19 protein-coding genes are annotated in these 20,240 nt (G+C 46.1%); 6 read left to right on the top strand and 13 right to left on the bottom strand.

Annotated elements, in window-relative coordinates; genetic code table 11:
* Positions 1–164 precede the first annotated feature (164 nt).
* Positions 165–965 (top strand): zinc-ribbon domain-containing protein, encoded by an 801-nt coding sequence (locus tag D9A03_RS13890; protein WP_120497821.1) that lies wholly within the window; start codon positions 165–167, stop codon positions 963–965.
* A gap of 133 nt (positions 966–1,098) precedes the next feature.
* Positions 1,099–1,467, top strand: coding sequence for a response regulator (locus tag D9A03_RS13885; RefSeq protein ID WP_120497820.1), 369 nt, complete (start codon positions 1,099–1,101; stop codon positions 1,465–1,467).
* Positions 1,468–1,506: 39 nt separating this feature from the next.
* Here D9A03_RS13885 and D9A03_RS13880 read toward each other — a convergent pair whose 3' ends face one another.
* The 4 genes from D9A03_RS13880 to argH form a co-directional block, all read right to left on the bottom strand.
* Positions 1,507–4,068, bottom strand: coding sequence for a TIGR02302 family protein (locus tag D9A03_RS13880; RefSeq protein ID WP_120497819.1), 2,562 nt, complete (start codon positions 4,066–4,068; stop codon positions 1,507–1,509).
* Positions 4,069–4,141: 73 nt separating this feature from the next.
* A complete protein-coding gene (gene lysA, locus D9A03_RS13875) occupies positions 4,142–5,413 on the bottom strand; it encodes a diaminopimelate decarboxylase (protein ID WP_120497818.1) in 1,272 nt (423 codons plus the stop codon).
* Between the two features lie 5 nt (positions 5,414–5,418).
* The gene (locus D9A03_RS13870) at positions 5,419–5,760 is read right to left on the bottom strand and encodes a hypothetical protein (protein WP_120497817.1); all 342 of its coding nucleotides are present in this window, start codon (positions 5,758–5,760) and stop codon (positions 5,419–5,421) included.
* Positions 5,757–7,127 carry an argininosuccinate lyase gene (argH, locus tag D9A03_RS13865; protein WP_174233656.1) on the bottom strand — a complete coding sequence of 457 codons (1,371 nt, stop codon included), beginning with the start codon at positions 7,125–7,127 and terminating at the stop codon, positions 5,757–5,759. The genes D9A03_RS13870 and argH overlap by 4 nt, the downstream gene beginning before the upstream one ends.
* A gap of 92 nt (positions 7,128–7,219) precedes the next feature.
* Here argH and D9A03_RS13860 point away from each other — a divergent pair, with 92 nt between their 5' ends.
* Entirely contained in the window at positions 7,220–7,798 is a 579-nt protein-coding gene (locus D9A03_RS13860) for a TlpA disulfide reductase family protein (protein WP_162938155.1), read from the top strand.
* 113 nt (positions 7,799–7,911) lie between these two features.
* Here the strand turns inward: D9A03_RS13860 and D9A03_RS13855 are convergent, their stop codons facing one another.
* From D9A03_RS13855 to D9A03_RS13820, 8 genes are all read right to left on the bottom strand, one after another.
* On the bottom strand, positions 7,912–8,796 hold the full coding sequence (locus tag D9A03_RS13855) for a 3-hydroxybutyryl-CoA dehydrogenase (protein WP_174233654.1): 885 nt from the start codon (positions 8,794–8,796) through the stop codon (positions 7,912–7,914).
* A gap of 140 nt (positions 8,797–8,936) precedes the next feature.
* A complete protein-coding gene (locus D9A03_RS13850; RefSeq protein WP_120497814.1) occupies positions 8,937–9,869 on the bottom strand; it encodes an FAD-binding protein in 933 nt (310 codons plus the stop codon).
* A 2-nt stretch (positions 9,870–9,871) separates the two neighbouring features.
* A complete protein-coding gene (locus tag D9A03_RS13845; protein WP_120497813.1) occupies positions 9,872–10,621 on the bottom strand; it encodes an electron transfer flavoprotein subunit beta/FixA family protein in 750 nt (249 codons plus the stop codon).
* 150 nt (positions 10,622–10,771) lie between these two features.
* Positions 10,772–11,335, bottom strand: a complete 564-nt coding sequence (locus D9A03_RS13840; protein ID WP_120497812.1) for a cob(I)yrinic acid a,c-diamide adenosyltransferase — start codon at positions 11,333–11,335, stop codon at positions 10,772–10,774.
* 174 nt (positions 11,336–11,509) lie between these two features.
* Positions 11,510–11,707 carry a twin transmembrane helix small protein gene (locus D9A03_RS13835; RefSeq protein ID WP_120497811.1) on the bottom strand — a complete coding sequence of 66 codons (198 nt, stop codon included), beginning with the start codon at positions 11,705–11,707 and terminating at the stop codon, positions 11,510–11,512.
* Between the two features lie 90 nt (positions 11,708–11,797).
* Entirely contained in the window at positions 11,798–12,658 is an 861-nt protein-coding gene (locus tag D9A03_RS13830; RefSeq protein ID WP_120497810.1) for a DUF4743 domain-containing protein, read from the bottom strand.
* A 145-nt stretch (positions 12,659–12,803) separates the two neighbouring features.
* Positions 12,804–12,983, bottom strand: a complete 180-nt coding sequence (locus D9A03_RS13825) for a hypothetical protein (protein ID WP_162938154.1) — start codon at positions 12,981–12,983, stop codon at positions 12,804–12,806.
* Between the two features lie 282 nt (positions 12,984–13,265).
* Entirely contained in the window at positions 13,266–15,293 is a 2,028-nt protein-coding gene (locus D9A03_RS13820) for a protein meaA (protein ID WP_120497808.1), read from the bottom strand.
* Between the two features lie 217 nt (positions 15,294–15,510).
* On the opposite strand from D9A03_RS13820, the gene ccrA reads away from it, so the two are divergent.
* Positions 15,511–16,794: a crotonyl-CoA carboxylase/reductase gene (gene ccrA / locus D9A03_RS13815; protein WP_120497955.1), complete on the top strand. Its 1,284-nt coding sequence runs from the start codon at positions 15,511–15,513 to the stop codon at positions 16,792–16,794.
* 207 nt (positions 16,795–17,001) lie between these two features.
* Positions 17,002–18,660 (top strand): acyl-CoA dehydrogenase family protein, encoded by a 1,659-nt coding sequence (locus D9A03_RS13810; RefSeq protein ID WP_120497807.1) that lies wholly within the window; start codon positions 17,002–17,004, stop codon positions 18,658–18,660.
* Between the two features lie 23 nt (positions 18,661–18,683).
* Here D9A03_RS13810 and gluQRS read toward each other — a convergent pair whose 3' ends face one another.
* Positions 18,684–19,559, bottom strand: coding sequence for a tRNA glutamyl-Q(34) synthetase GluQRS (gene gluQRS / locus D9A03_RS13805; protein ID WP_120497806.1), 876 nt, complete (start codon positions 19,557–19,559; stop codon positions 18,684–18,686).
* 40 nt (positions 19,560–19,599) lie between these two features.
* On the opposite strand from gluQRS, the gene D9A03_RS13800 reads away from it, so the two are divergent.
* Positions 19,600–20,229 carry a DNA-3-methyladenine glycosylase gene (locus tag D9A03_RS13800; protein ID WP_162938153.1) on the top strand — a complete coding sequence of 210 codons (630 nt, stop codon included), beginning with the start codon at positions 19,600–19,602 and terminating at the stop codon, positions 20,227–20,229.
* Positions 20,230–20,240: the final 11 nt, after the last annotated feature.

Genomic DNA, 20,240 nt, shown 5'->3' with positions numbered 1-20,240 from the left:
TGGGAAACAATGACATATTTTGTCTGCTAGCGTAAAGCCTTGTCCCTTGATAAAACACTCCTCAGAGAACAAAAACCTCTGTTGTGTAAGGCCTTACTTGCCATCGTATTTTATGGACCGTATAAATTAAGGCCAATTTAGTTTCTTCGCTGGTGAAAAATCGAATGATTGTTTCTTGTCCTGAATGCAGTAGCAAATTCCGAATTGCCCCTGAAGCTTTGGGGGCCTCCGGACGAAAAGTTCGATGCAGTAGCTGCCGACATACGTGGTTTCAAGAACCTGAGCTGGAATTTACCCCGACAGATGCGGACATTCCAGCTGAGGATAATGACGTTTCTTCGGATGTAGAAGATGTTGTTGCATCTTCGGAAAGCGCTCCGCCACCGATCCCACCGGAGCCTTCACCTCTGGATGATGATTTTGTTGAGCCGGGAAACGTTCGCTCCAAGCGCCCGAAAGGCTTTGCCCCAGACAAAAAGAAAAAAGGCAAAGGCGGTCTTATCGCTTGGCTATTGCTTCTTATCTTGGGTGGGGGTGCAGGATATGCGGTTGCTGATCAGTCTGCGCGTATCCAAATTGTGAATACTGTTCCTGAAGCAATGAAGGTCTATGACTTTCTTGATCTCCAGGTTTATCCCGTTGGATATGGCCTTGAGATTGAAAATAAGGATCCAGAACGTGGCGTACGCGATGGTGTGAAAGTCGTTACTTTGGCTGGGAAAATTCACAACAAGCTGGATAAGAAAGTTGTCGTTCCAAAGTTGATTGGCTGGTTATCAGATAATCGTGGTGCGGCTGTTTCACGGAAAACCGTTACATTGGATGTTCCATATCTGGATCCAAAAGAAGAAGTTGATTTTTTGATTGAACTTGAAATCAGTCCAAAAGCGGTCGGTGTTAACACAAGCTTTATTTCGGATGATGATGCGCTGCAAAACCCGGACTTTGATCCTGTCGGAGAATAGTTTTATGGGGCGTTAGCCAGTATGTCATTTACTGGTAACAGTTTTTCAAACATGGCATCATTTCTAACTCCGTGATATCATTTGCTTTAACGTAATGTTAACTATAAGTGGAATGCGATAGCGGTGGGCCTGTATGTCTAAGATCCTGATAGCCGAAGATGACAATGCTGTACGCAGTTTTGTTGCACGGGCTTTAACGCATAAAAATCATGAAGTAACTGCCGTTGGTGACGGTATGCAGGCCTTAGAGGCTCTGGGTGAAGGTAAGTTTGATTTATTGATTACCGATATTGTGATGCCGGGTCTGGACGGTATCGGCCTTGCCCTCAAGGTCGCAAAAGATTCTCCTGATATGCCTGTGTTGCTCATGACCGGATATTCTGCTGAAAAGCAACGAGCTCATAATCTGGAAGAGTTGATTTTCAAGGTTGTGACAAAACCCTTTAGCCTTCAGGAAATTTGTGACGCAGCAGAGGAAGCTTTAGGCGTTGAAGCTAGCTAAGGCTTAATTATCTGTATTATTTCTTGATAATAGGGATATTTAGAAGCGTTCCAGTAGTTTCTGTATGTAGGTTCTCTCTTCTTTAGATCGTTGCCTGTCATTTCGTCTGTTTCTGAGTTCTTCAAGAATAGATCTGCTTCTCATAACGTCGGTTTCATTTGGCAAAGGGACACCTTGTTTGGCGATGCTGCCACCTTTGTTTCCGATGTTTCGCCCAAATGGGTCTCTCCCTGATCCATCTTTGCCTCTGACCCAGCCACTTCCCCGTTCAGGTGCCTGACTGAGCATTTTTAAATATTTTTCAGCTGCTTGCTCAGTGCCGTTTTGAAGTTTTCTCAAACTTCTGGTTTGAGCACGAACAGCCTGTTCATTTTCTTTTCCTTCACCGTCCTGACCACGAAGGGCATCTCGGGCAATGCCCATGGACTGTTCAGCCTGATCAAAATCTTCAGGTAAATTACCCAGTAATTCCTGAATATTTTCCATCATCTGTTCGAGTTCTTGTCTTATACGTTCCTGACTTTTGGCATCGCGATAGCGCTCGTCTCTTTGTTCTCTGGCCTGTTCCCCGGGACGACCATCGCCCGGCATGGTCTGAGGAGAGGGTTTAGCTCCATTGCCTTCTTGCTGCTTCTGGGCTTCTTGTTGCCGTTTATAGCTATTTTCAAGAAGCTCTTCCTGTCTCTTTGTAAGTTCTTGAAGCTTCTCAAAGGTTTCCCGCCCCACATCATTGGCATTGTTGCCAGGTTGTTGACCTTGTTGAAAGGCAAGGTTTTCGAGCATATTTTGAAGTTGAGACAGCATCTCCATTGCTTCTTCCATTGATCCATTTTCAGCAAGCATACGGGCTTGTTCGATCATGTTCTGGAGATCTTTACTTTCAATCGTTTGCGCATTTTCGGATGATTGTGCAGGGTTTTTTTTGTCGGCGTTGTTTAAGAAATCTTCCAGCATATTGGTCAGCAGTTGATCCACGGCCTGTTGTAATTGGTCCATAAGGCGTGAAATTTCGTTCTGATCTGCATTTGAACTAAGGGCATCACGTAATTGCTGTTGAATGTTTCTAAGCTCTCTTTGCGCCGTGCTGATGCGACCATCTTCAAGGTGCAATGCTGTTTTCCAAAGAATATTCTGGCTTTCTTTTACAGCTAATGGCGTGTGATCAAACAGCAGGTGTTTCCCGGCAATACTCATTGTTAAAGCCACGAGGCTATCGTGATTATAAGTTGCCGGTTCTTTCACCAGTAACCCGAGCGTTGCGATAACATCCAGCTTGTTTCCCGGAATGTTTAGATCCTTGCGAAGTTGTACAAGCTGTTGGGCCAAGGGATGCGTGAAATCACGCTCAGGGATTGTAATCTTTATGGTGTCAGTTTGACTTCTTTGCCCGATAACATCCCGTACAGAAAGCTGAAACCAGACCTCTTCGCCAGCGAGGATATTGTCTGTCAGATCCAGATAGTGTTGTCCTTTGTATGCAGCGACTTTACTGGCCGGGAGTGGAACCTCTATTTGAGTTTTTTCGGTACTTTCTGTTTTCCCGGTACTATCTGTAGGCCAAAATTCTATGGTCAACAGATTGGTGCCATAATCATCATGAGCTTCGTAGTTGATTCTGAGTAATCCCAAGTCATTACCTTGGGGCTGTTCCGTTAGAAAGATCTTTGGCGGAGAATCTTCAATGAGGTTAATCTTGGTACTAAGTAATGTGGTGAATGCCCCCCCAATCTGTAATGTGCCGCTTTGCTGTATCGTAAATTCACTTTGATGATTGAGCTTACCTGTTTGCTCTGTTGGGAAGGCACGTGCATCGAGTTGAATATCCGGTGCCGTTTCTTCGCCGTGGAACTGAGCAATTACTTTACTTCCTCTGGGAAGGTTTATTTCTTCAGGTGGTGCAAAGCTCTGATCGTAAAAAAGAGGGGATATTCCGGTGTAGTCCGGCGGAGTTAACCACAGGCTAAAGGTTGTTCCCTGTTGATCTGTTATAGATGTTAGTTTCTTGAGTTCAAAAGCAGAAGCCAGCCGATCTGGCCATTGATGCAATGAAAAAGTGGCGATGAAGAGCCCCACTATAATTAATGCGCGTAGCCCATAGGGATCCAGTTTAAAAAGCTGAGGGCTTGGTCGTGTTAGTTTTAGCGAACTGAATGAGGCAGCCAGGCGTTTTTTGTTGTTAAGCCAAAGACCAAGGCCGTCCTTTGATACTTTTATGGGGCGATCATCGAGACTGCTCAAAGGGCGGTGAGAGAGATGATTATCTTGTTCAAGGCGTCTCAAAGCTTCATAACGGGTTGGAAACTTTGTTCCCACAAGCGCCTTTATGCCACCGTAGATGATCAGAATTCCAGATAAGACAAGGAAGGTAATATGCCCCCAGATCGGGAACTGAGCGAGGAGATCAAGAAGAATAAGTGTAGTTACAGCGCCAAGAGTTCCCCAGAACAGCCAAGATGCTTTCCAGAAGTTTTCCCAAAACAGGACGATTTGAGCCAAGGTGGTTTGAGCCTGAATCTTCCACGGTAATCCAAGCTCTGGCCTTGTTTTCTGTCTTGCGGCCTGTTTCTTTAGCTGCGATCTTCTTTGGGCGGTACTATCCATCGGTCCATATGTTCCTTTGGTAGGCTCATTTGGACATACCGCCCTTTAAAGAGGGGAGAAAAGGTTGCTTATATTATTCTGACAACCATTGAGGCAGAATGTCCTGTTTTATAAGTGTATCATAATCAATACGCTTTCGTACAATTGCATATTGATCATCTTTGACCAAAATTTCGGGAGCATTCAGTCGTGTGTTGTAGCTTGAGGCCATTACTGCACCATAGGCACCCGCTGATTCCATTGCTAATAAATCACCCGCTTCTATTTCTGGAAGAGGGCGTTGAGTAGCAAAGGTATCACCAGACTCACAGATTGGACCAACGATATCACAAGGGGTGAGTGCAGCATCGTTAAGGGGCTGCTTTAATGGTGTGATGTCGTGCCAGGCATCATAAAGCGACGGCCTGATCAAATCGTTCATGGCGGCGTCAATGATCAGAAAACGGCGATTTGTGCCATCCTTTACATAAATGGTTTCCGTGACAAGAACGCCTGCATTACCGACCAAAAAACGCCCTGGTTCAAAAATACACTCGGCATCCAGGTCTTGCATGGCTTCACTAACAGCCTGTGCATATTCGGTGAGGTCTGGTGGCGTCTCGTCTTTGTATTGAATGCCTAGTCCGCCACCAAAATCAATCCGCTTTAGCGGAAGGCCAGCGCTTTGAAGTTCTTTGTAGAGGCTTGCCAATCGCGCAAAGGCATCTTTAAAGGGGCTGGCATCCGTTAACTGTGAACCGATGTGAACTGCCAGACTTTCGACCGCAATGTTGGGCAGTGTTTTGGCTTGTTCAACGAAGTTCCGAACGCTTGGAATGTCAATTCCAAATTTATTTTCAGCTTTGCCGGTCGAAATTTTTGCATGGGTTTTTGCATCGACGTCGGGATTGATCCTGAAAGCAACCGGGGCGGTAATACCCATTTTTTGTGCGACAGCCGAAAGTGCTTCCAATTCAGGTAAAGATTCAACATTGAACTGCAAAATGCCTGCTTTTAAACCAACAGCCATCTCGGATGGCTTTTTGCCTACACCGGCAAAAACAATTTTCTTGGGATCAACGCCAGCTTCCAATGCTCTGCGTAATTCCCCCTCTGAAACGACGTCTGCTCCGGCACCAGCTTTGGCAAGTGTCTGGATAACGGATTGGTTAGAATTTGCCTTGAGCGCATAACAAATTGTACCTTTAACACCAGCTTTTGCAAGGGCATCAGCAAAAGAGGTGTATGCATTCACCATCGCTTGACTGGAGTAACAAAAGAAAGGCGTTCCAACTTCCTGGGCAATTTCTTCCAGTGGCAGATCTTCGACATGAAGCTGGCCATGGCGGTATTCAAAGGCACTCATAATTTCTACTGTCCGTATGTCTTTGTCTTGACCTTCGAATTCTTACGTATTTGTAAACTCTCGGGTATAGCGTTTTGTTGATCCGTATTCTGCGTGCCTGTTGTTGAAGAGTTTGGTGTTACGGCAGGTGGATAAGGGTACTGTTGTGGGTATTCCCAATCTCCGCCGGGGCGATCAAGACTCCCAACTTTACCGCACGCGGCAAGAAGTAAACCTGCGCCAATAAGAGTTGCTGTTGCAAGAGATCTTTTATTGAAAACTTGTTGTCCCAGTACAATCCGATTTAGCTTCATGGTCCCAGTTTGTTTTCCGGTCTCAATTAGTTTTCTGGTTCGGGCCTGCTTCATGACAAAAATCTCTCTCTGGCAGCTTTCGCAGCGGCCTTAACATTTTCAGGTGCCGTGCCGCCAAAACTTGTGCGGCTTTGTGCAGACTGTTCAACAGTAAGAACTCTGAATATATCCTGAGAAATGCGGGCTTCTACAGTTTGCATTTCCTCTAAGCTCAAATCACTTATATCACAGCCTTTGTCTTCGGCTAGTTTAACAATTGTACCTGTAACGTGATGGGCATCCCGGAAAGGAAGGTTAAGTTCCTTAACCAGCCAGTCAGCAAGGTCTGTAGCTGTCAAAAATCCGTCAGCTGTTGCTGCATGAAGTTTGTCCCGATTGGCAACCATATCACTGACCATGCCTGTCATGGCTGTAACGCTCAATATCAGCGTGTCGGCAGCATCAAACACAGGCTCTTTATCTTCTTGCATGTCCTTGCCATAGGTTAGGGGCAGACCCTTCATGACAACAAACAGGGTGTTCATTGAACCTATGACGCGTCCAACTTTACCGCGAATGAGCTCTGCCGCATCCGGGTTTTTCTTTTGTGGCATGATAGAGCTGCCCGTGGTGAAGGCATCGGAAAGTGTGACAAAGCCGAAACCTTGAGAGCACCAGATTACGAGCTCTTCTGCAAAACGCGAAAGGTGAGTTGCTAGAATTGCGCCAGAAGACATAAATTCTAGTGCGTGATCTCTATCAGATACTGAATCAAGTGAATTTGCCGTTGGGCGTTCAAAGCCGAGCGCTTCAGCTGTCATATGCCGATCGATGAGGAAAGATGTTCCGGCTAAAGCGGCAGCACCCAGCGGACATTCATTCAATCGTTTCCGGCAATCCTGTAGTCGGCTTCTGTCACGCCCGAACATTTCAACATAGGCAAGCATGTGGTGACCAAATGTCACAGGCTGAGCTGCCTGAAGGTGGGTGTAGCCGGGCATAATAACGTCGAAATTTTCTTCTGCCTGCTTGATCAAAGCTTCGATCAGAAGACCCGTTTGCTTGTCCAATTCGTCAATCGCACTTCGAACCCAAAGCTTGAAATCCGTTGCTACCTGGTCGTTTCGCGAGCGTGCTGTATGAAGTCTGCCTGCTGCATCGCCAATAAGCTCGCGCAACCTGTTTTCGATATTCATGTGAATATCTTCCAGTGCTGCTGAGAAGGTAAAGCTGCCGTCTTCAATTTCTCGCGAAATTGTGTCTAGACCCTGGAGTATTGCATTGCCATCTTCAGTGCTGATAATACCTTGCTTAACCAACATACTACAGTGAGCTTTTGACCCGGCAATATCCTGTGCGGACATGCGTTTATCGAAATCGATGGAAGCGTTGATTTTTTCCATAACTTCGGAAGGTCCAACGCTAAAGCGTCCGCCCCACATTGCATTCGCAGATGTCTCGCTGGTTGTTTTTGGTTCTGACACGGTATTCTCTTTCGCCTTATTCGGTCTTACGACTTTATGGACTAGTACAAATGATCCAGATTAAAGCCCTTCGCCTGTCCAGTTTTCTTCACATGCTATTCACAGCATTTGTAACACTTTTAATAAGCGTATCATTAGCTGGAGCAATAGATAAACCTCCACTCGAAGGACGACTCGAAGGGAACTTTACTCTGTTCGATCCACCTATTCCAGTGCCGATCGAAACCTTTCAGAATGAAGAGGGAAAACTCCGCTCACTCAAGGAAATGGAGGGGCAGGTTATTCTCTTGAATTTCTGGGCAACCTGGTGCGCGCCCTGTGTAAAAGAAATGCCGGATCTGGACAGGTTACAGGCTGAATTGGGAAGTGATCTGTTTCGGGTTGTCACTCTTTCTGAAGATAGAGCCGGGCTAAAAAAAGTCCTACCTTTCTTCGAAGATAAAGATTTGAAAAATTTACCGGCCTATGTTGATCCCAAAGGCCGTGTTTCTCGAGCTTTTGGGCTGCGGGGGCTACCATCAACTTATCTGATCAGCAAAGAGAGCATGATTGTCGGGGCACTCATCGGGCCTTTTGAATGGGATGCCCCAGAAGTTAAAACGCTGGTTGATTTTTATACAGCGAAATAGGAAGCCTGAATTAAATCTCGGATTGGGTCTGAATAGCTCATCCGTAAGGCATGAAGAAAGAGCCATCTGCGTAAACTGTGATTGCTCTTTCTTTATTGGTTTGTAAATTCGTTTTAACGCGTTGGCACAGGTGTGTCGCCACCGTAATCATAAAAACCACGGCCTGATTTTTTGCCAACCCAGCCTGCTTCTACATACTTTACCAGTAGAGGGCAGGGGCGATATTTAGTATCGGCGAGCCCGTCGTAAAGTACGGACATAATGGCAAGGCAGGTATCGAGTCCGATAAAATCGGCCAGTTCCAATGGTCCCATAGGATGGTTCGCGCCCAGTTTCATGGCAGTATCAATCGAATCAACTGTGCCTACACCTTCGTAGAGGGTGTAAACTGCTTCATTGATCATAGGCAGAAGGATACGGTTTACAATAAATGCTGGAAAGTCTTCGGATGAAGCAGACGTTTTGCCCAGCTTGTGGGTCATATCCTTTATAGCCTGATATGTGTCGGCCTCTGTTGCAATGCCGCGAATCAATTCCACAAGTTGCATGATTGGAACAGGATTCATGAAATGCATGCCCATGAACTGTCCCGGGCGACTTGTAACTGCGGCCAAACGCGTGATTGAAATGGACGAGGTATTGGAACAGAGAATGGCTTCCGGTTTCATCAAAGGACAAACTTTGCGGAAGATATCCTTTTTTATTTCTTCATTTTCAGTAGCAGCTTCAATAACCACATCGCAGTCAGAAAGGCTTTCCAGTTCCTGCGAATTTTTAATTCTTCCCAAGGCTGTGGTAATGTCAGATTCAGATATCTTTCCCTTGGAAGCCTGGCGCTGCATGTTCTTTTTGATGGTGGCGAGTGCTGTATCAAGTTGATCTTGATTGACATCGACCATGTGAACATCAAAGCCAGCAATCGAGCTAACGTGTGCGATGCCACTGCCCATTTGCCCTGCGCCAATAATGCCAACGGATTTAATATCCTGAATAGTCATACTCCTCACGAGCCTTTCCGCTACTCTATAATTTAAAACAAGACGCTACCATGTTTGATAGCGTCTTGTCGTAGGGTATCATTGCAGATCGATCTTTGAAATATCAAGTCTCAATAAGTGAGAGAGATAAAGCAAAAAACTTATCCAAGCTCTGTTTCAAGCTCAGGAACTGCATCGAAGAGATCCGCAACCAGGCCATAGTCAGCAACCTGGAAGATTGGAGCTTCTTCGTCTTTATTGATAGCAACGATGACCTTTGAGTCTTTCATGCCGGCTAGATGCTGAATAGCGCCGGAGATCCCTACAGCAATGTAGAGATCAGGTGCTACGACCTTACCTGTCTGACCGACCTGATAGTCATTTGGTACATACCCGGCATCCACAGCAGCACGTGACGCACCAACAGCAGCGCCAAGTTTATCTGCAACACGCTCGAGCATTGCAAAGTTTTCACCGTTCTGCATGCCGCGTCCACCAGAAATAACAACGCCAGCGGTTGTCAGTTCAGGGCGTTCGGATTTCGTTAGCTCTTGGCCTTCAAAAGTGGAAAGGCCGGCATTCCCTGTTGCATCAACAGTTTCTACTGTGGCTGATCCACCTTCTTCAGCTGCAGCGTCAAACGCGGTACCACGAACGGTAATAAGCTTGACTGCATCTGAAGACTGAACAGTTGCCAGGGCATTACCAGCATAGATCGGACGGACAAAAGTATCTGCCGATTCAATTGCTGTAATCTCTGAGATCTGCTGAACATCCAACAAAGCAGACGCACGTGGAAGGATGTTTTTTCCATAGGTCGTTGCTGGTGCCAGTACGTGGCTGTAGCCAGAAGCAAGATTAACGATCAATGGCGCAATGTTTTCAGCAATGTCCTGTGCGTATTCAGCAGCATTGGAAACAAGAACCTTGGAAACACCCGCAATTTTTGCAGCAGCTTCACCAGCTGCGGCACAGCCAGAGCCTGCAACAAGAACATGAACGTCATCACCCAGCTGTGTTGCTGCGGTAACAGTGTTTAGTGTCGCAGGTTTAATGCTTGCGTTGTCGTGTTCGGCGATAACAAGAATAGACATCGTTAGATCACCTTTGCTTCGTTCTTGAGTTTGTCGACCAGTTCAGAAACGGAACCAACGATAACGCCAGCATCACGTGCTGGGGGTTCTGTCACCTTCAGTGTGCTGATACGCGGTGCTACATCAACGCCAAGATCCGCAGGTGATGTCGCGTCCATAGGTTTCTTCTTTGCTTTCATGATGTTTGGGAGCGACGCATAGCGAGGCTCGTTCAAACGAAGGTCAACTGTCAGAACTGCCGGCATTGCAAGGCTTGCTTTTTGCAGGCCGCCGTCAACTTCACGGGTGATGTTTAGCTTGTCACCTGCCACTTCTACAGCAGAGATGAAAGTGCCTTGTGACCAACCAAGAAGGGCAGAAAGCATCTGACCGGTTTGATTGTTGTCACCATCAATTGCCTGTTTTCCAAGGATCACGAGACCTGGTTCTTCATTTGCCACAACAGCTTTTAGCAGCTTGGCAATTGCCAATGGCTGTAAATCTTCGTCGCTTTGAATGTGAATACCACGATCTGCGCCCATAGCAAGGCCAGTACGGAGGGTTTCTTGAGCCTGGGCTGGTCCAGCTGAAACAACAATGATCTCACTGGCGATGCCAGCTTCTTTCATGCGTACAGCTTGCTCAACCGCAATCTCACAGAACGGGTTCATCGCCATTTTGACGTTTGTTAATTCAACGCCAGTCTGGTCAGATTTAACCCGAACCTGCACGTTCGCGTCTATAACGCGTTTGATTGGGACGAGTACTTTCATCTAGAAGTATCCTTAATATTCGCGCTTTACCTAAGCAAAATGACAAGAATCTAAAGATCCGTCACTTTACTCTCTAACAGCCAGTCGGCGGGAAGATTAGGCCTGCCGACATACACTGTCAATGATCCCCTGGAGACTTTCTCCCGAAGATCATCGGTTTGCCCCGGGTATCCAGAGCACGTCCTTTGCTCCCTTGTCATTGACATGGCGAGCAAGAACAAAAAACAAATCGGAAAGACGGTTGATATATTTCAATCCCTCAGGGTTGATTTCCTCTGTCTGACTCAGCGCTGATACCAAGCGTTCAGCTCTGCGTGAAACGGTTCTGGCCTGATGCAGGTAAGCTGCAATTTCATTTCCCCCGGGAAGAATAAATGACTTCAAAGGCGATAAGTCAGCATTTAAATCATCTATTTCCTGTTCAAGCCTCTCTACCTGATCGGCAGTGATTCTCAGGGGAGGATATTCAGGATCTTTTTCTTCCGGGCAACAGAGGTCTGCGCCGAGGTCAAAGAGATCGTTCTGAATACGTGCCAGAATATCATCAACAAGATCTTTGCTGTGCAATCTCGCAATACCAACGATGGCGTTGGTCTCGTCAATAGTCCCATAAGCCTCGACACGCAGGTCGTGTTTATGAACGCGTTTCCCGGAACCAAGCGACGTTTTACCTTTGTCGCCGCCTCTTGTGTAAATACGTGTCAATTGGACCATGACAGCAAGCTCTCTTTCTAAAGGGTTGAGTTTATCGTCCTTCCTTTTTCTTTAACTGTCAGAAGAAGAATACCCTGGAAGAACTTGAGGGATATATCACCGATGCGACTGACTTTTGACGAATTAGGCTGAAATTTTCTTACACGAAAAACGTTCAACTGTTTTAGTTTGCGCTTATTGGTTTTTGGCCCAAAACGCGATCAGGAAAACGATGAGTGCAATTCCTTGGGCCAAGACACGATAGCGCATGAATTTATTCGCATGTTCTTTGTTGTATTCACCACCACGCGCCATACTGATAAGTCCGGCAAAAAGGATGACGACGACGATAACTAGCGAAAGCACCATCAAGATATTTAAAAAACTATCCATAATTATTTCCCTGAATTATTTCCCCGAAATTACCCGTGTATTTGGGGAGTTATCTCTGCATCTGGCTAATGTTTTTTCCGGTTTTACAAATTACGATGTTATGTCTTGACGGTGCATACCTTTGATCAGATCTGAATAAGCATCGTCATCAGGGGTGAGATACCCTTCTCTGATCAGGAAATGTATTAAAACAAGGCTGACATTGTATTTGAAATCATCTGTATTTGTGATGCGATCAATGACTTTTTCTATGGGCCAAAGGTAAAATTCCTCTACTTCACCATCCATGTTTTGTGGAACAAAGCTTTCATCCAGATACAGGTCATAAGTATAGAGATGATCATTTTTCAGACCATCAGGGCGTTCGCATCGATAGGAAACCATACCTGTTGCTTTGGCTGCTGAGGATATCGCGCGGGGTATGTTGGCTTCTTCTTCAGCTTCTTTGATCAGATTTTCCAGTATGCTCAATCCATAAGGTTGCCCCCCTGCGACGATATGGTCCAGCTCTCCTGGTGCGTTGGGTTTTGTGAGGGAGCGTTTTCCAATCCAAATTTTTAAACCTTCTTCGCTCTTTACGAGGCCGTTTACATGAACACCGTAACTGCGAATACCAAAGTGGCCAGAAGCTCCGCGATCCATTTTAAATAAAGGGGACAAGTGCCAACTATTAGTTACGGCGTATTCTTCATCTCGCCATCTGGGGATGATGCCTTCTTTTACCAACACTTTGATCACACCCTCGATTTCGCGTGTGCGACTTTCGAATGTTGTCAGTTTATCTGACAGGGCGACACTTTTTGATGATACGTTAAAGACGGAGTTAAAATCTTTGAGCTTCGTTGCCAAGTTATGTGTGATATGCCCATGAATTTCATTGTTGACGATGAAGGGGCGATAATTTTCTGGCTGCCAGAAATGGCAAGTTTTGACGCGCTCTATTAGAGACAAAGAAAACTCCTGAACTATTTGCTGCGGGGATGCATTATTTCAGGAGTATATTGCGGTTCCCCAGATTTATTAGCAATGGGATTTATGTACGATAATCAAAAGTAAAATACTTGATTTGGATTAAAATCGGCTTTGAATGTTTATATTAACTGTGTTTGGTTGATGTTGTGCTGTTTAGCTCCATTAATTCTTGAGGAGCGTCAGTAGAACTTTTTGATTCGAGAATAGTTGTTGGTTGAATGTTAGGCGCATGGGACCGTCCAAGGAACATAACGCCAAAGACGAGAAGAGCGGCTGAAAAAGCGATACGGAATAAAAGGTTCATTTTGATCTCTTTGCCCATCAATTGGGCTTAAAAGTACTGACAAAACAAATGTCTAAGTACGAAAAATTGAATTTGATGATCTATGTATGGATGGCATCAGCTATTACAAGGGCCATGCATGAACTTTCTTAAGATTAAATGGGAGTGGATTTTTGCGATTGGAACTCACTTTTTAGTGAGCACGAGTTAACGCTAAAGCTTATTCGTTCTTGCTTGAATGAAATGTGCGCCATTCATTCTCTCTTGAAGTTGCTTTTTGTCTAATAAAACAGATACAGAAAGTTACTCTGCAGTCGTTTTATAGGGAGCGGACAAAATGCTCGTTATATCATTTAGGATTGAGCCAAGATCAAAATCCTTTGGCGTATAGACAGCGGATACACCCAATTCCAACAGTTGTTCGGCGTCTTCTTTTGGAATAATGCCGCCAACAACTACTGGGATGTCGGTAATTCCGACCTTTTCCATTTTCAGGATGATCTCTTTGACCAAGGGAATGTGGGACCCGGAAAGAATAGAGAGACCTATGATGTGAACACCTTCTTCCAGTGCGGCATTTACAATTTGTGCAGGTGTTAGCCGAATGCCTTCGTAGACGACTTCGTATCCAGCTTCTTTTGCACGCACTGCGATTTGCTCTGCACCGTTTGAATGGCCGTCGAGTCCCGGTTTACCAACAAGCATTTTGGGGCGACGCCCCAGATTTTTGGTCAGTTGATCCAGATCTGCGCGTATTTTTGCAATGCTATGTCTGTCATTCTCGTTTGACATGCTTTGGCCAACACCTGTTGGGGCGCGGAACTCACCAAAGATCTCCCGAAGAGTTTGCGCCCATTCGCCTGTTGTGATCCCGGCGTGCGCACAGGCGATGGAGCTTTCCATGATATTGTTGTTTTCCAAGGCCGCAGTTCGAAGTTGAGAAAGTGCTTGTTCAACGTCATCAGCATTTCTGTTCTGACGCCAGAGGTTTAATTTTTCAACTTGTTGCGCTTCTGCTGCATCATCAGTTTTTAGGAAGCCGCTATCTTCGCCCGTGGTAAGGGGAGAGGGCTCTGTTTCTGTATGCTTGTTGACCCCGATTACCGTGAGATCGCCGCTTTCGATATCCCTGAATCTTTGTGCAGCTGATTCAACCAGTTTACCTTTCATGTAAGAGCTTTCAACCGCAGCGACTGCGCCCCCCATTTCTTCTATGCGGGCAAGCTCTTCTTTTGCTTCGTCCATGAGCGTTTGAACTTTATTCTCAATTTCTGTCGAGCCGTTGAAGATATCACCATATTCAAGGAGGTCGGATTCAAAGGCCACAATTTGTTGTAATCTGAGAGACCATTGTTGATCCCAAGGGCGTGGGAGTCCCATAGCTTCGTTCCAGGCCGGAAGCTGGACCGCGCGGGCTCTGGCATCTTTGGAAAGAACAACGGCTAACATTTCGAGCAGGATACGATAGACGTTATTTTCAGGTTGTTGTTCCGTGAGGCCAAGGGAATTAACCTGAACGCCATATCTGAAACGTCGATATTTTTCTTCCGTCACGCCGTATCGTTCCTGGCAGATTTCATCCCAGAGTCTTGTGAAGGCCCGCATTTTGCAAAGCTCGGTTACAAAGCGCACTCCGGCGTTTACGAAAAATGAAATCCTGCCAACGACTCTTGAAAAATCATGATCCGGTACTTGTCCGGAAGCTTTGACAGCATCAAGCACGGATATGGCAGTTGCCAATGCGTAAGCAAGTTCCTGTACGGGTGTCGCGCCTGCTTCCTGAAGGTGGTAGGAGCAGACATTCATGGGGTTCCACTTGGGAACTTCATTGTAGGTAAAGGAAATCACATCAGTAATAAGGCGCATGGATTGCTGTGGTGGGAAAATATAAGTGCCGCGAGACAGATATTCTTTGATCAGATCGTTCTGTGTTGTACCTGAAAGTTTGCTGCGATCCACGCCCTGTTTTTCTGCACAGGCAATGTAGAGTGCCAATAACCACGGTGCAGTCGCATTGATAGTCATGGATGTATTCATCTGATCCAGCGGAATTTCGTGAAACAGTGTTTCCATATCCCCCAGATGAGAGATCGGAACGCCCACCTTACCTACTTCGCCTTGTGCCAATACATGATCCGAGTCGTAACCTGTTTGAGTTGGAAGATCAAAGGCTACAGACAAACCAGTTTGCCCCTTTTCCAGATTCGTTTTGTATAGTTTATTGGATGTTTGGGCGGTGGAATGCCCCGCATAGGTTCTGAATAACCAAGGGCGATCAGCAGGCTTTGCTGCATGTGCGTCATTAATTGTTTTTTTTGAGGCCTCTGGCATTCGAAATTTCCCTAAATATTTCGTTTTTGTCGTTATTTTATTAAGATATGGACATAAAATTACTATATTATCCAGTGTTTAGTAAAAATATAATAATTGTGCATTGCAAAAAAATCAACTCGAGCTAAACTGATTTCTAACGAGAGTGAAATTTTTTGCCATTCCGGGCGACATTAAAGACCACCAGCAAGGTGGCATGAATGGGGATAAGGCTAAGATGAGTGAAACAGCAAAAGTCGTGGACATTACGGCACATCAGGAAAAAAAAGATCTTTATGAAGTTGGGGAAATTCCCCCGATGGGGCATGTGCCCAAGCAGATGTATGCCTGGACTATTCGCCGGGAGCGTCAAGGGAACCCTGAACAGGCGATGCAGGTTGAAGTCGTCGATATTCCAAAGTTAGAGAATAACGAAGTTCTTGTTCTCGTGATGGCCGCTGGTGTGAATTACAACGGTGTTTGGGCGGGTCTTGGTAAGCCAATTTCAGTTTTTGATGTACACAAGGAACCCTACCATATTGCGGGATCTGATGCGTCCGGGATTGTCTGGGCCGTGGGGTCAAAGGTGACCCGCTGGAAAGTCGGCGATGAAGTCATTGTTCATTGTAATCAGGATGACGGGGACGATGAAGAGTGTAATGGGGGTGACCCCATGTTTTCTACCTCCCAACGTATTTGGGGTTACGAAACACCAGATGGATCTTTTGCACAGTTTACACGGGTCCAGTCCCAACAGCTTATGCATCGTCCTCGTCACCTGACATGGGAAGAGTCCGCTTGTTACACTCTGACTCTGGCTACGGCCTATCGCATGCTGTTTGGGCATCGCCCCCATATCTTGAGACCGGGCCATAATGTATTGGTTTGGGGGGCTTCCGGTGGTTTGGGGTCGATGGCTATTCAGCTAATTGCCACAGCTGGTGCAAATGCCATCGGTGTTATTTCTGATGAAACCAAACGTGACTTTGTGATGTCTCTTGGTGCCAAGGGCGTTTTGAACCGTCGAGATTTCGATTGCTGGGGGCGTCTGCCCGAGGTGAATGATGTCGAAGGTTACAAAGAATATATGAAAGAAGTTCGCAAGTTCGGGAAGGCAATCTGGGATATTACGGGCAAGGGGAATGATGTTGATTTTGTCTTTGAGCATCCAGGTGAACAAACCTTCCCGGTTAGCTGTAATATTGTGAAACGTGGCGGCATGGTCGTTTTCTGTGCGGGAACGACGGGCTTTAACCTGACGTTTGATGCGCGCTTTGTCTGGATGCGTCAAAAGCGAATTCAGGGAAGCCATTTTGCAAACCTGAAACAGGCCTCGCAGGCAAATCAACTGGTTATTGAACAGCGCCTGGACCCTTGTATGTCAGAAGTCTTTTCATGGGATGATATCCCGCGGGCGCATACCAAGATGATGAATAACGAACACAAGCCTGGAAATATGGCTGTGTTGGTTCAGTCAACACGACCAGGGTTACGTACACTGGAAGATGTGATTGACGCTTAAAGTTTCCTGCTGCCGATAAGTGTGATGGTTATGCAAATACGGATGCATATCTCTGTCGCTCTTTGTGATAGAGGCGTTGCGCTTATCGGCCTTTTTCGTTGCTATGTCTTGTTTTGACAGACTTCTATTTAGCTATTTTCCCTCTGATTAATGGCGGGCTAGCTATTTAGAAGATCTATATCCGGTTAATTCTTTAGAGGCAGAAAAATGTCTGAAAATCATGTGCTTTTTTCTCGTTGTGAAAAAGCAATTACTTTGGCCAAATCCTTACAGGAAAAAGCGCACGATTATCTGGTGGAGCAAACGACTGATGGTGATCGTATATCAGCAAGCTTAATCGAAGAGAACCAGTTTGCAGCTCATGGCTATGCCTGGATGGCGACTTATGTATCTGCATTGGAGAATATGCTGCTTTGGGCGCAGCGGTTGGATAATGAAACTGAGTTTCGCGAACTCGAGCAGCTTATCCTCAAAATAGCCTTTGGCGAATATCTGTCTCAGCTATCTGGTGGGATTGCAATTAGCCAGGTTGAAATCCTGCGTCCTCAGGATTTGGGACTAGAAGAAACTCAATTGTTAAATTTTCATACGAACGATGTTCGTGCGTTGATTGCTGATGGGAATACAAAAGAGAACAGAAAAGCCTTGGCTGATCTGTTGGTGAACAGTCTTGAGAGCAAGGATTTCGGGACTTTGGGGCTTGGCGATGAAATACTGGAGATGGTCAGGGATCAGTTCGGAAAAGTTGCCGATGATTACAGTGATGCCGCGCATGAATGGCATTTAAAGGATGAGCTCATTCCAATAGAAGTTGTCGAGCAACTGGCGGAGTTAGGCATTTTTGGCCTTACAGTTCCTGAAGAATATGGTGGCTTAGGAATGGGAAAGACGGCGATGTGTGTCGTGACCGAAGAACTGTCCCGTGGCTATATCGGGTTGGGATCTTTGGGAACACGGTCGGAAATTGCCGCAGAACTCATTCGTTTGGGGGGGACTGAAGAGCAAAAACAAAAGTGGCTCCCGCTGATTTCCTCAGGTGAAATTTTACCAACGGCTGTCTTTACCGAACCTAATACCGGGTCAGATTTGGGCTCTTTAAAAACACGGGCAGTGTTGTCTGGAGATTGCTACAAAATAACAGGTAACAAGACCTGGATTACACATGCATCTCGAAGCGATGTGATGACCTTGTTGGCACGAACCAACCCGGATGAGCCCGGTTATAAAGGTCTTTCCATGTTTATTGCGGAAAAGCCCAGAGGAAATGATGTCGAAGATTTCCCGGCTGAGGGCATGACTGGCGGAGAAATCAAGGTACTCGGCTATCGCGGTATGAAGGAATACGAACTTGGTTTTGACGGTTTTGAAGTCAAAAAAGAAAACCTGCTTGGGGCGGAAGAGGGGCAAGGATTTAAACAGCTAATGGCAACTTTTGAATCTGCAAGAATTCAGACAGCTGCAAGGGCGGTTGGGGTTGCTCAGTGTGCCCTGGAACTTGGGATGCAATACGCACACGACCGTATCCAGTTTGGTAAGTCATTGTACAATTTTCCCAGAGTTTACGGGAAGCTGGTTTGGATGACAGTTGAAACCATGATTGCGCGTCAATTGACCTACGCTTCCGCGCGAGAGAAGGATTCGGATCGTCGCTGTGATATCGAAGCTGGCATGGCTAAGCTACTTGGGGCTCGTGTTGCATGGTCAAATGCAGATAACGCACTGCAAATTCATGGTGGTAATGGCTACGCCGAAGAATACAAAATCAGCCGGGTACTATGTGATGCGCGTATCTTGAATATCTTCGAAGGTGCGGCGGAAATACAGGCACAGGTCATTGCGCGTGGGCTTTTATCTGGCCGCAATTAAGCTGATTTTTAGATTAAGGGTTTTTATCCCTCATTTGCCAACCCAACCATCTTTTTGATGTCGTCAGGATTTTTTCCCTGTTCTCTGAGTTCTCTGATGGCGAGGGCGTTATGTCGTTTGGCGAGCCGGTTGCCTTTGTCATCATGGATCAGGTCGTGATGATGCCATGTCGGCACAGGTAATTTTAACAAGGCTTGTAAAAGTCTGTGAATATGTGTGGCTTCAAAGAGGTCTGTGCCTCGGGTTATACAGGATATATTTTGAAGCGCGTCATCAACAGTAACAGATAGATGATAACTGGTGTGAATGTCTTTTCTAGCAAGGACAATGTCGCCAAAAATTTCAGGTGTTGCCTTGATCTTGCCTTTCCTCTGATCCAGCCAATATAGCTCTCCTGCTAAAGGGCAGGCCCGAGCCATGTTCAGGCGTAACGCATAGCCGTCTCCTTGCGCGATGCGTCTTTCTCTTTGTGACAAAGACAGGTTTCTACAGGTGCCCGGATATATTAATCCATCTGGCCCGTGTGGGGCGCGTCCGGATTGTTGTACTTCATTCTGAATTTCTTTGCGCGTGCAAAAACACGGATAAAGGAGATTGTGATCTTTTAGCTTTGTGAGAGCTTGTTGATAATCATCCATATGTTCAGACTGAACACGCGGGAGATCAGGCCATTTTAGGCCAAGCCAGGAAAGATCTTCGTAAATAGCCTCTGCGAATTCCTTGCGGCATCGCGTGGTGTCTATATCTTCAATTCTCAAAATAAATTGAGCATCGTTTTTTTGTGCTTGGGTCCAACTATAGAGAGCGGAATAAGCATGTCCAAGATGGAGATATCCGCTGGGCGAAGGCGCAAAGCGAAAGATTTGTTGAGGCAATGTTGTTATCGAATGGGTTGTCATCAAATGGAATGTGCAACGAGAAGAGGGAAAAAGTCCAGCCGTGAGTGATAAAATAATGCCTGATGAAGCTTTACGTGTTCCTCTGGAAACTCTTTCCAGACAAGATGCAGACATCGCCAAAGCATATCTTGAATGTGGTTTGCCGCCAACACGATCGCAGGATGCCGGATTTGATGGTTTAGTCGGAATGATTATTTCCCAACAGGTTTCCGTACAATCAGCAAAAGCTATCTTGGGGCGATTATTAGGACAGGTCGGGGAAATTACGCCGGAAAATATTTTGGCCTTGGATGATGATGGTATGAAGGCGGCGGGGTTGAGCCGCCCGAAACAACGCTACACGCGCGCGCTGGCCGAAGATGTCCTGGCGGGCCGTTTACAGTTGGAGCGTTTACCTGACATGCCGGATGAGGACGTTATTGATCACTTGATACAGGCCAAAGGCATTGGACGCTGGACCTGCGAAGTATACCTTTTGTTTGCATTGAAACGCCCAGATGTCATGCCCGCAGCTGATCTTGCTTTGCAAGAGTCCATGAAGCATCTCAAGGGTTTGGAAGCACGCCCAACGCCTCACGAAATGTACGAGCTTTCCGAAAGCTGGCGTCCCTACCGCAGTACTGGTGCCCGGTTTTTATGGCACTATTATCGCCATGCAGGAATTGCCTGATTTTGGCAATT

The sequence above is a fragment of the Kiloniella sp. EL199 genome, assembly GCF_900313065.1.
Classification (GTDB): domain Bacteria; phylum Pseudomonadota; class Alphaproteobacteria; order Kiloniellales; family Kiloniellaceae; genus Kiloniella.
Note: the sequence above shows the minus strand (reverse complement) of the source record. Positions and strands in the feature narration are given on the sequence as shown.